Annotated in this window: 7 protein-coding genes and 3 CRISPR repeat arrays; of the genes, 4 read left to right on the top strand and 3 right to left on the bottom strand. The window is 45.6% G+C overall.

Annotated features, from left to right (window positions below; all coding sequences use genetic code 11):
- Window positions 1–882, top strand: a complete 882-nt coding sequence (gene cas6, locus J8Z24_RS09605) for a CRISPR system precrRNA processing endoribonuclease RAMP protein Cas6 (RefSeq protein ID WP_252094585.1) — start codon at window positions 1–3, stop codon at window positions 880–882.
- A gap of 164 nt (window positions 883–1,046) precedes the next feature.
- On the opposite strand, the gene J8Z24_RS09600 is transcribed toward cas6, so the two are convergent.
- Window positions 1,047–1,925, bottom strand: coding sequence for a hypothetical protein (locus J8Z24_RS09600; protein ID WP_252094584.1), 879 nt, complete (start codon window positions 1,923–1,925; stop codon window positions 1,047–1,049).
- A gap of 587 nt (window positions 1,926–2,512) precedes the next feature.
- A CRISPR array of direct repeats spans window positions 2,513–3,268; the repeat unit is 31 nt; unit sequence GTCACACCCCGCACACATAGGGGATTGAGAC.
- Window positions 3,269–3,517: 249 nt separating this feature from the next.
- Window positions 3,518–3,873: a CRISPR direct-repeat array (repeat unit 31 nt; unit sequence GTCACACCCCGCACACATAGGGGATTGAGAC).
- A gap of 465 nt (window positions 3,874–4,338) precedes the next feature.
- Window positions 4,339–4,761: a CRISPR direct-repeat array (repeat unit 31 nt; unit sequence GTCACACCCCGCACACATAGGGGATTGAGAC).
- 1,411 nt (window positions 4,762–6,172) lie between these two features.
- On the opposite strand from J8Z24_RS09600, the gene J8Z24_RS09595 reads away from it, so the two are divergent.
- Window positions 6,173–7,825: a flagellar assembly protein A gene (locus J8Z24_RS09595; protein WP_252094583.1), complete on the top strand. Its 1,653-nt coding sequence runs from the start codon at window positions 6,173–6,175 to the stop codon at window positions 7,823–7,825.
- A gap of 34 nt (window positions 7,826–7,859) precedes the next feature.
- Here J8Z24_RS09595 and rnt read toward each other — a convergent pair whose 3' ends face one another.
- On the bottom strand, window positions 7,860–8,522 hold the full coding sequence (gene rnt / locus J8Z24_RS09590) for a ribonuclease T (protein WP_147391486.1): 663 nt from the start codon (window positions 8,520–8,522) through the stop codon (window positions 7,860–7,862).
- 191 nt (window positions 8,523–8,713) lie between these two features.
- Between rnt and J8Z24_RS09585 the strand changes: the two genes are divergently transcribed.
- Entirely contained in the window at window positions 8,714–9,592 is an 879-nt protein-coding gene (locus tag J8Z24_RS09585; RefSeq protein WP_252095632.1) for a flagellar protein MotY, read from the top strand.
- Between the two features lie 811 nt (window positions 9,593–10,403).
- On the opposite strand, the gene J8Z24_RS09580 is transcribed toward J8Z24_RS09585, so the two are convergent.
- A complete protein-coding gene (locus J8Z24_RS09580) occupies window positions 10,404–10,874 on the bottom strand; it encodes a protease (RefSeq protein WP_125253809.1) in 471 nt (156 codons plus the stop codon).
- 102 nt (window positions 10,875–10,976) lie between these two features.
- Between J8Z24_RS09580 and J8Z24_RS09575 the strand changes: the two genes are divergently transcribed.
- Window positions 10,977–11,294 (top strand): Mpo1-like protein, encoded by a 318-nt coding sequence (locus J8Z24_RS09575; protein WP_128732314.1) that lies wholly within the window; start codon window positions 10,977–10,979, stop codon window positions 11,292–11,294.
- Window positions 11,295–11,307 lie beyond the last annotated feature (13 nt).

The raw sequence follows: 11,307 nt of genomic DNA, 5'->3' as shown, positions 1-11,307 counted from the left end.
ATGCTGGGGACTCTACTAACCCTAACGCAGCACTTTCCCGTGCTGCGACTTAGGCTTACCTTACAGCTACAAGCGCAAGCACAGTTGCCCGATTTTAAAGGATCTATGTTTCATGGCTGGGTTGGACAGGCGATAAAGCAGCATGATGAAAAACTGTTTTATATTTTGTGTGCAGAACATGAAGGAGGGCAACCAAAACCTTATGCTATCAAGCTGACAGACGAGCACCAACAGCAATGGCAAAAGGGCGAGCTGCTGAGCTTTGACTTAATCTTATTTGGCGAAGCCGTCCATCTGTCGCAGCGGGTTATTGATGCCCTGAGTGAAGGCGTACGGCTTGGGATTGGTGAGTACACTTCTCAAGGCCGCAGCCCAGTTAAGCTGCTTTCGGTAGCTAGCGTACTGCCCGGTCGGATTTTACCCGGAGTGGTGACAACTGTGCTACAAGACTGGATAAATACCGAGCTTACAGACGGTCAATGTGAGCTCGCACTGCATTTAAAAGCGCCGTTACGCTTAAAACACAAAGGCGCTATTTCAGCAGACTTTTTGCCCGAGCTATATGAACTAAATCGCCATATTTGTAGGCGGCTTAGCCAGCTGACAAAATTTTGGGTCGCTGACGAGTCTACACTGTTAAATGCACTATATACAGCGCAGCCGCGCCTTGGTGAATACCAAGCTCAGCACCACTGTTACTTTGAAAATTGGCAACGGTTTTCACTAAAGCAGCGCGCCAAACAACCGTTTGGCGGCCTAAAAGGCATGCTCAGTTTTTATGGAGATATAGCTCCCGCCAAACCTTGGCTGCAAATTGGTCAAGTACTCAGTGTTGGCGGTAAAACCACTTTTGGTTTAGGTCATTACGAGCTAATAGGTTAGGTGAGTTTAGTTGGTTGATATATTGTAAGATCATAACCCAATACTTCATCTTTTTGCCAAACTTTGAAACATGGTTTCATAGTTTGGCAAAGCGTAGTTATTTATCAGTGGTTTCCGGCCTGCGCCTGAATGTGATGTGTTTACTCTCATAGAAGTAGGTATGACTATGCGCGAACTTGTTTGATCTCGGCACGGTAGTTGTTTACCACTTTGTCATTGTTAACATACTGCATCGCACAATTGTTATGTAGCGTTGCTAGGCTGCCACCAATGCTGGCGGGTACTTGGCCACCAGTAATATCTATTCGGATTTTTTTTTCATCATGACACTGCAACCGTGCTAGATCAATCTCATGAGCAAAAGCACCATAGTATTGACGCATATTGTCTTTGTTGACGGCTTCTTTATGGATGGTAACTTTAAAGTTGGTTTCGGGGGCATAAGGATCTTTTCCGTATTGGGCAAGCCAGCGCTTATAAATATCAATTTGCCTCTCTTCGTCATACATGCGCTCTCTTAATTGCTCACTTGGAACGAGCACAATTTGTTCTAATTCACCTATATTGGCCTTGAGTGCGCGTAGGGTTTGTTGCCAGTTTAGGCGATAAGTATCGAGCATGGTAATATCTTTTTGCAATGAGCCACTAAACTGGGCTTTTTCAATCCAGTGCTCTTGCTGCCCATCAATTGGCCTTTGGTATAACGTAAACACACCGCCACTTTCACGTATTTGATACCCTGATGAGATAGGTGACACTGCCATAATGAGAACTTTAGCTTTGGGGAGGTCATTGGTGCTAGACAAGTCTCTTATGTGAATATAGTTAAAGGCTAAAACTGCGGTTAAAAGGCTACAAGTACAAAAGGCGGCAATGGCATAAAGCAGCGCAGAGAGAATAAACTCATCTGGCTTGTAAAAACAAAAAAAAATCAGATCGCCAATCCAAGCTAGGCTGATGAGAGATAAGGCACCAGACAAAAAGGCAAAAGCATTTTTGAATGAGGTTTTTTGTTTGAAAAACTTGAACTTGTTGCGGATCATGACATTTCCTTACTATTATATTGAAGTAAACGTGGGTAGAGAGTTTGTGTTAATTTTTTGCCTTCTAACTTGTGGGGTAGAGTTAAATCCAAACGAGTTATAAAGCAGTCAAGTCGCAAAAATGGTTTAAGCCATGGGATTGCAGAGCACACTAGCAGCGCGTAAATCCATTTGTTATTCATTTATCTTTCCACACTATATACTTCCAATAAATAGTAATTGTTTTAGTTAGTTAGCGCAATAAAATGGTTACTTTAAAGGTAAGCGTTAAGCTGAGTTATCCAATGCTTCTCTGACGCTGCACCGATTTAAGTGATTCGAATTTTGAGCCGCTTCTTCTATGATTTAATTTAATGGTCTCATCTTGTAAAAGCTTAAGTTACATCTCCTTATTAGTCTTTTTTTAGCCGGAATCGCTACCCTCTGGTACTCATTAAAACTCCGCTCAGCTAGCGATTATTAACTTTATGAAAATTAGCCGCTTTTCATTAAGTGAGTAGAAAAAGCGCAAAAATCGCAGTACAATCGAGCCGTCTAGCGGAAAACCGCGATACAGCTCTTTAACAATGGACGTTTTAACGCTGGCAGTCACACCCCGCACACATAGGGGATTGAGACAGAGTATCTAGAGTGGCTAGATATGTATTGTGCAGTCACACCCCGCACACATAGGGGATTGAGACTAAAGCAGTTATCTGTGCTATCACTTTTCCGTGAAAATCACGTCACACCCCGCACACATAGGGGATTGAGACCGCTGCTGAGTATTTTTAGCTCAAGTTGCGTGTAACGTCACACCCCGCACACATAGGGGATTGAGACACGACCCTTGATTTCGTGTTCACTTTCACCATTAGTCACACCCCGCACACATAGGGGATTGAGACTAAGCCTCTGAGAGCCTCTTCACGGAGATGATTCGTCACACCCCGCACACATAGGGGATTGAGACAAAGAAAGAAATTCTTTATTACCAAATTCACTTTGTCACACCCCGCACACATAGGGGATTGAGACACCCGCCCTGAGGTGAAAAGCGCACTATCGCCAGAGTCACACCCCGCACACATAGGGGATTGAGACGTATAGCTTTATACCTAGCAGTATGGCAAACGCGTCACACCCCGCACACATAGGGGATTGAGACTTCGTACATAGTCTTGCGTTGCATAGACCATACGTCACACCCCGCACACATAGGGGATTGAGACCTCGACCGTTTACATACCAAACCTTGCTATCAGTGGTCACACCCCGCACACATAGGGGATTGAGACATTTGTCCTTGTAATTGTCGGGCACTTTACTTTACGTCACACCCCGCACACATAGGGGATTGAGACCAATAAGCTGCCCGTTTAATCATTGAGTCTGGGATGTCACACCCCGCACACATAGGTTGAAACCCGTCTCGAGACAAGCGAGTGCTCGCAGCTTGGCTAGGGTTGAAACTGAGGCCTTGGACGGCCGAAGCGGTTAGCGCTTCATGGACGAATCAATGTGCACGGCCTAAAATTGGAAAGTGGATGAGTAGCCCCGACTTTGAAGGGGGTTGAGACAAGCAATACATCACCAATGGTGCAATTACTGAAAGTCACACCCCGCACACATAGGGGATTGAGACAACTAAGCTACATAGCGTACAACCAAAACGTGAGTCACACCCCGCACACATAGGGGATTGAGACAGCTGCGAGAACTGTGGCGAACCGCTCAGCGAAGGTCACACCCCGCACACATAGGGGATTGAGACGCCGTCTGAAGGTTTAAAATCGAATACCGTGCATGGTCACACCCCGCACACATAGGGGATTGAGACTAATTACACGCATTACAGTGTGTGGCCCTTCAAGTCACACCCCGCACACATAGGGGATTGAGACTCACGAAGTGTTGAATGTTGATAAGTTTAACGGTGTCACACCCCGCACACATAGGGGATTGAGACACGTTTTTATCAAAGCCATTAGACAAAATTTGTGCGTCACACCCCGCACACATAGGTTGAAACCCGTCTCGAGACAAGCGAGTGCTCGCAGCTTGGCTAGGGTTGAAACTGAGGCCTTGGACGGCCGAAGTGGTTAGCGCTTCATGGACGAATCAATGTGCACAGCTTAAAATTGGAAAGCGGATGAGTAGCCCCGACTTTGAAGGTTGAAACACGCCTCGAGACAAGCGGGTGCTCGCAGCTTGGCTAGTGTTGAAACTGAGGCCTTGGACGGCCGAAGCGGTTAGCGCTTCATGGACGAATCAATGTGCACGGCTTAAAGTTGGAAAGCGGATGAGTAGCCTCGACTTTGAAGGGGGTTAAGACGCCTTTGTCACTAGTGTGATAGCTTGCTCCAAAGTCTGAGTAGCCCGACTTTGAAGGGGATTGAGACCCAACATCTAACTCAAAACGAGTTATAGACTAGGTCACACCCCGCACACATAGGGGATTGAGACTCTTCAAGATCCATACTTTCTGTGGTAATTGCATTGTCACACCCCGCACACATAGGGGATTGAGACCAACACCACATTAAAAAGTCGAACATGTTGGCTTGTCACACCCCGCACACATAGGGGATTGAGACAGCTGCGAGAACTGTGGCGAACCGCTCAGCGAAGGTCACACCCCGCACACATAGGGGATTGAGACGCCGTCTGAAGGTTTAAAATCGAATACCGTGCATGGTCACACCCCGCACACATAGGGGATTGAGACTAATTACACGCATTACAGTGTGTGGCCCTTCAAGTCACACCCCGCACACATAGGGGATTGAGACTCACGAAGTGTTGAATGTTGATAAGTTTAACGGTGTCACACCCCGCACACATAGGGGATTGAGACACGTTTTTATCAAAGCCATTAGACAAAATTTGTGCGTCACACCCCGCACACATAGGTTGAAACCCGTCTCGAGACAAGCGAGTGCTCGCAGCTTGGCTAGGGTTGAAACTGAGGCCTTGGACGGCCGAAGCGGTTAGCGCTTCATGGACGAATCAATGTGCACGGCCTAAAATTGGAAAGTGGATGAGTAGCTCCGACTTTGAAGGGGATTGAGACTTAGTCCAGCTACTCAGATAATCGTCGTTGGTAGTCACACCCCGCACACATAGGGGATTGAGACAAAAAAGCTTTTGGCTTCGCCTTTCCAGCGTTCGTCGCACCCCGCACACATAGGGGATTGAGACGTTTGAAAAATCATCAATAGTGACCGGCACGAAAAGTCACACCCTGCACACATAGGGGATTGAGACTAGTCAGATTTTACATCCATCGTAACCATGGGAGCCTGAGCTGCAATACATCCCTGTAGCTGGGTTCCATCAGGCATCCATGCCTTCACCTCCTCAAGCTGCGAAACTGCGTTTCGGTCTTTCGTCGTCCATCTCGAGACAAGCGAGTGCTCGCAGCTTGGCTAGGGTTGAAACTGAGGCCTTGGATGGCCGAAGCGGTTAGCGCTTCATGGACGAATCAATGTGCACGGCCTAAAATTGGAAAGCGGATGAGTAGCCCCGACCTCAAAGCATGTTAATCCTGAGCTGTAATACATCCCTGTAGCTTGGTTCCATCAGGGATCCATGCCTTCATCTCCTCAAGCTGCGAAACTGCGTTTCGGTCTTTCGTCGTCCATCTCGAGACAAGCGAGTGCTCGCAGCTTGGCTAGGGTTGAAACTGAGGCCTAGGATGGCCGAAGCGGTTAGCGCTTCATGGATGAATCAATGTGCACGGCCTAAAATTGGAAAGCGGATGAGTAGCCCCGACTTTGAAGGGGATTAAGACTAGTCAGATCTTACATCCATCGTAACCATGGGAGCCTGAGCTGTAATACATTCCTGTAGCTGGGTTCCATCAGGGATCCATGACTTCACCTCCTCAAGCTGTGAAACTGCGTTTCGGTTTTTTGTCGCTCAGAGCTTGCGATAACCCATTGCTTTAAAAAATTCACTTTCTTTTTCCTAAAATCCAATTACCCTATATTGAAACAGCCTTATAGGCTACTCATTACTCATACTTAGTTATGAAATTGGCGTTTAACGCAAAAGTTTACCTAAAGGTTTTGCGTGTAAAGCCGATTAATGTAGGGAAAATAATAACTTGTATTTTTGATGCACAGAATGATTTACATTCATTTATATTTTGTAGCAATTCACACGATGTTAAGCTTAACAATCAAAAGAACTTGTGCTCAAATGAAGTCGCTGCATTAAAAACAACATATAACAATAAGTTTGTGCATACTTTTCAGGGTTGATGAATGTCATTATTTCGCTTTGATGAGGATGAGGGCTACGTTTATTTGCTCTCTCATCCCGTAGAATCTGGTTTTCCGGCAAGTTCGTCTCAGTTGGTTGAGATGATTGAAGGCTCGCCGTATGCGGATTTTGAAATCATCCATGCCAATATTGGTCAACTATTTACTGCCAGTGAAACGCCAGAGCAAGATTCTTTGGTGGTTGCACGTGCCATTGATGCGTCAATATCTGTCCATATTGAAGAAGGGAATATGCTTGCGGAGGCAAAAATTACCACGGCAAAAGGTGGTAAGTTGGTCTGTATGAGCAAAGCTAAGCAAGCATTAATACAAGCCGGTATTAAAAAAGGGGTGAGTGGTAAAGCACTTGATAACCTGCTTGGTCAACAACTTGAGTTGCCTGCGGGGCACACCTACAAAGGCATAGTCGCCCACGGTCAACGCGCAAAAGATGGCAGTGATGCAAAATTTGTGCGCCTGTGTATGACAGCGCAAGACAGAGTGCTCAGCCCGCAGCAATCAAGCGGTGGTAAAGTGGATATGCGCAATCTAGGTGCAATCATCACCGTTAAACCTGGTAGTCCATTGATGAAAAAAGTGCCTCCAACGGAAGGTGAGCCGGGATATACGGTATTTGGCGATGTGATTGAGCCAAAACCGGGTAAAGACGCGCCGCTGGAAGTGTCTGAAGGTACTAAACTCGACCCAAGCGATAGCAACTTATTGATTGCAGACTCTAAAGGCGTGCCTGTGGCTATTCCCAGAGGGATGCGTGTAGATGACGTGCTGTGTTACGACAATATTGATGTAACAACAGGGCATGTTGAATTTGATGGTAGCATTATTGTAAGTGGCGACATCAAAGATGGGATGCGAGTAAAAGCCTCGGGCGACATTACCGTCATAGGCTTTGTTGAGTCTGCGGTACTAGAAAGCAGTAGTGCGGTGACGGTAATGCTTGGGGCGATTGGCCGTAAGCGAACCGAAGGGGAGGCATTCTCATGTTCTATTCAAGCCAAGCGCAGTATCTCTTTGGGTTATGCGCAGTATTGCCAAATAGAAAGTGAGCATGACATTTTAATAGAGCGTCAAGCGCTGCATTGTGATCTGACATCAAAGCGGTTGATCAAAGTCGGTAAAGGCGATACCCCAAGAGGTAAATTAATTGGCGGCAATGTGTTTGATGCCATGCGAATTGAAACCGGTGAGTTAGGTGCGCCTTCTGGCACAAGAACGCGAATTTCATTGGCGCAAGATTGGGACAGCCTACATGATAAGCACCGTGAGCTGGTAGAACTTGAAAAGGTACTTGCTGCTAAGGTAATTGAAATAAAGCTGGCGATGAAGCGGGCGAAGGCGTCTTCTCAATCACCAAAACGTGATGCTTACTTGGCCAAGTTGCAACACAGTGAAAAGCAAATCAATAAGCACTATGGCCTTAACCAGCGTAACATTCGTTTAGTACAACAAAAAATACATCGACTTACGCGCTTAAGCCGGGTCACGGTGAACGAATTGATGCACCCAGGCACTGAAGTCAAAATAGCCAAAGATACTAAATTGTTTTCAAGAATATACCCACCAAACTTTGTTAAATTACATGAAGGTAAGCTGATGCAGCAGTTTACCACTGCAAAAACAGCAGAAATTGCCTAAAAATATGCCAGCAACCTAGCTGGCATTTGAGTTTTTACTGTTCTGTTTGGCCTTCTTCTTCTTCTGGTTCTGGTAGCGGCCAACCACCTAATGCCTGCCATTTATTCACGATATAACAAAATAGCTCAGCGGTGCGTTCAGTATCATATAAAGCGCTGTGAGCTTGGCTATTGTCAAATTCAATCCCTGCGGTACGGCAAGCTTTGGCAAGGACAGTTTGTCCAAGCGCCAGTCCAGCAAGCGAAGTTGTGTCAAAGCTTACAAACGGGTGAAAGGGCGTACGTTTTATATTATTGCGCTCAATTGCGGCATTTAAAAAGCCATGGTCAAAAGCGGCATTGTGAGCTACAACAACAGAGCGTTGGCAGCCTGCGGCTTTTTGGGCTTTGCGAACGGCTTTACAGATTTCTTTGATAACTTCATCTTCAGCAACTGCGCCCCTAAGCGGAGAGAATGGATCGATACCATTAAACTCTATTGCTGATTGCTCAATATTAGCCCCTTCAAAAGGTGCGACATGAAAATGTACCGTCTGATCTAAACTTAATATGCCGTTATCATCCATTTTTAGCATACTGACTGCGATTTCTAGTAGGGCGTCAGTATCTTTATTAAAGCCTGCGGTTTCCACGTCGATAACTACAGGAAAGAAGCCGCGAAAGCGTTTTGAAAATAGCGTTTGCTCGGTATCAGACATAATCTTCTTGGTTTGTGAAATTGAGCGGCCTATTATACTGATACCTCGGCAAGATGCGAGCGACTTGCAAGGGTTCAAAGTGGTATATTTATTGCTTTTGATTTGTAGATAATGGTTTAGTATTGCGGTTCACACAAAATTGGCACACCGTAATGGCATACTAATGAGTGAATGTAGTGAGGTATTAAGTGATTAAGTTATATAAATCAGCGAGTTGGATAAGTTTATCCCTGTGCGCCGTGACGCTTAATGCTGATGCTGCGATGCGGCAATATGCTGCCGAGGCAGACGCATCCCACTGGCAAGTTGACCAAACCAACCGCTTGAGCTGTGCGTTAAACCATGAAGTTCCGTATTATGGTGAAGCTATTTTTTCCAGCCATGCCAGTAAAAATAAAGACTTAACGTTTAATCTTGATATGGTAGTGCGCCCTGAAAGTTACGACTTTGCTGGCCTTGAGTCGGTGCCGCCGTTGTGGCGAGCCGGTAAGCCTGCAAGAAGTATTGGGCAGATGAAGTTACTGAAAAAGTTTGATGGTGAGCTGGATAATGATGTGGCGTGGGAGCTGCTAACGGAGCTTGAAAAGGGGTATTTTCCCACGTTTTATTATAAAGATTGGCACAATGATGTAGACAAAGTGTCTGTGGCACTGTCGTCAGTCAATTTTAAGCAAGCCTATTGGGCATTTTTGCAGTGCCGAGACAATTTATTGCCCTATAGTTTTGAAGATATTGCATTTACTGTGATGAATTATAAAAAAAATTCCAGTGAGTTAACAAAATCGTCTCGACAACGTTTGGATATGATAGGCGAGTACTTAAAGAACGATCCTAAAATTGAACAAATTTATATTTCTGCATACAGTGATAGCTATGGCGGTAGAGACACCAATTTGCGACTGTCAAAAAGGCGAGCGGAGGCGATAAAGTCTTATATGGCAAGCCTTGGGGTGGCAGAGGATAAGATTATGACAGATGGTTTTGGTGAAAAGCGTCATGTGGACACCAATGATAATGCCATTGGTCGTGGTAAAAACCGTCGGGTGATTATTCAAATATCAAGGCCTTGATGGTTTTGGTGGAAGAGATCGCGACGTAAAGTCGCTCCTACAAGGTGTTGTGTGCACAGCAAATATGCTTACAGCTTTAGATTGTGTCTGCATGAGCGTGCAGTGTGGTCGAGAAGAGATCGCGACGTAAAGTCGCTCCTACACGGGATTGTGTGCACAGTACATATGCTTCCAGCTTTAGATTGTGTTTGTATGAGCGCGCTGTGTGGTCGAGAAGGATCGCGACGTAAAGTCGCTCCCACAAGGGGTTGTTTCTACAGTATATATGCTTTCAGCTTTAGATTGTGTCTGTGTGAGTGAGCTGTGTGGTGGAGAAGAGATGGCGACGTAAAGTCGCTCCTACAAGGGGTTGTGTGCACAGCAAATATGCTTACAGCTTTAGATTGTGTCTGCATGAGCGTGCAGTGTGGTCGAGAAGAGATCGCGACGTAAAGTCGCTCCTACAAGGGGCCGTGTGCACAGCAAATATGCTTACAGCTTTAGATTGTGTCTGCATGAGCGTGCAGTGTGGTCGAGAAGGATCGCGACGTAAAGTCGCTCCTACACGGGGTTGTGTGCACAGCAAATATGCTTACAGCTTTAGATTGTGTCTGCATGAGCGTGCAGTGTGGTCGAGGAGAGATCGCGACGTAAAGTCGCTCCTACTCGGGATTGCGTGCACAGTACATATGCTTCCAGCTTTAGATTGTGTTTGTATGAGCGCGCTGTGTGGTGGGGAAGAGATCGCGACGTAAAGTCGCTTCTACAAGGGGTTGCTCTTCTATTTTCCGTACGGCCGCTGCATTTTTATTAATCTAGACTCAGGCTAAGTTTATAGCACCTTGTTGCAGCTTGCTGTGAGTGCGAGTGGATGGCTAAGCTGGTTATTGTAGGTGATAGCGATAGGTTGTGCGGTATTTATCTCATAGGCGAGCGTTAAGTCCAGTTCTACGCTTTTGCTTTGCCCCGCAGTAAGTGTCAAAAACTCGTTTGCCTCTGGCGTGAGGCGTTTGGCCATTGGACCTTGATAATTGAGCTTTTTACCATTTTGCTCTACTACTAAAAATTGACTCCACCATCCTTCAAACGGGGTATGCCAAATAAGGAACTTAGCATCTTCGTTCCCTAAGTTGGTAAAGGTGAATTTGACCGGATAGCTCATGGTTGCGTCGTTACCTTTTGCGACACTACATTGAATGTTGCGCTGTGAATTCATACTTGCCTGCGGATCAGTGGTTGAAGTGGTGTCATTACAAGCTGCTAATAGCAAAGTGGCAGAAAATATTAATATGGGTTTCAACATAATTATTCTGAGCCTGTTGCCACGCCCAATCCTTTTTGTTTTCAATGTAATTGCTTTGCACTATGCTGAGCAATACGGTCAAATAACGAATAATACATATAGATGACTAAAAACAATAACAAAGAGTTCAATTCTTTTGCATCATTTTATCCTTATTATCTCTCTGAGCATAAAAACAAAATCTGCCGCAGGCTCCATTTTGTCGGTTCAACTGTGGTGCTAGTGCTGCTGTTCTATATCATTCTTTCCGCGCAGTGGTCGTTGCTTTGGTTGTTGCCTGTTGCGGGGTATGGTTTTGCTTGGATTGGCCACTTCTTTTTTGAAAAGAATAAACCCGCGACGTTCCAATATCCGTTATATAGCTTGATGGGAGACTGGGTTATGTATAAAGATATGATCTGCGCTAAGGTACCTTGGTAGGGAATATGAAGTT

The sequence above is a fragment of the Pseudoalteromonas sp. SCSIO 43201 genome (assembly GCF_023716725.1).
Lineage (GTDB): Bacteria > Pseudomonadota > Gammaproteobacteria > Enterobacterales > Alteromonadaceae > Pseudoalteromonas > Pseudoalteromonas peptidolytica.
This window is presented reverse-complemented; position numbering and strand designations above follow the sequence as displayed.